Source organism: Mesorhizobium sp. M7A.F.Ca.ET.027.03.2.1 (assembly GCF_003999175.1).
Lineage (GTDB): Bacteria > Pseudomonadota > Alphaproteobacteria > Rhizobiales > Rhizobiaceae > Mesorhizobium.
The window spans coordinates 1-586 of the sequence record NZ_RZOM01001784.1 but is presented as its reverse complement, the minus strand read 5'-3'; the positions used below and the strand labels follow the sequence as shown (position 1 = coordinate 586).

Sequence of the window (586 nt, the reverse complement as noted above, 5' to 3'; positions counted from 1 at the left end):
ATCCATCACCGTGCGCAGCGCGTCCTCGAGCTTTGCCTCGTCGACCTTGCCGGTACCGTGCAAGTCGACATAGACCGACAGCGGCTGAGCAACGCCGATGGCGTAGGAAAGCTGGATGGTGCAGCGGTCGGCGAGTTTCGCCGCCACGACGTTCTTGGCCAGGTAGCGCGCCGCATAGGCCGCCGAACGATCCACCTTGGTGGTGTCCTTGCCGGAGAAGGCACCGCCGCCATGGGGTGCGGCACCGCCATAGGTGTCGACGATGATCTTGCGGCCGGTCAGCCCGGCGTCGCCGTCCGGCCCGCCGATGACGAACTTGCCGGTCGGATTGATGTACCACATGCAGTTGTCGGCGATCTTCAGCTCGCCCAGCGCCTCCCGGATATAGGGTTCGACGACCTTGCGGACCTTCTTCGAATCCCAGCTCGCATCGAGATGCTGCGTGGACAGCACGATCTGCGTCGCCTCGGCGGCCTTGCCGTCGACATAGCGAACGGTGACCTGGCTCTTGGCATCCGGTCCGAGCCTGCCGGCTTCACCGCTGCCCTCGTGGCGGGCGGCTGCCAGCAATTCGAGGATCTTGTGG

At 65.2% G+C, this 586-nt stretch carries 1 protein-coding gene; it reads right to left on the bottom strand.

The window, feature by feature from the left end; translation table 11 throughout:
- On the bottom strand, nucleotides 1-586 hold a 586-nt coding region (locus tag EN750_RS38050; RefSeq protein ID WP_189526850.1), incomplete at both ends, for a methionine adenosyltransferase domain-containing protein.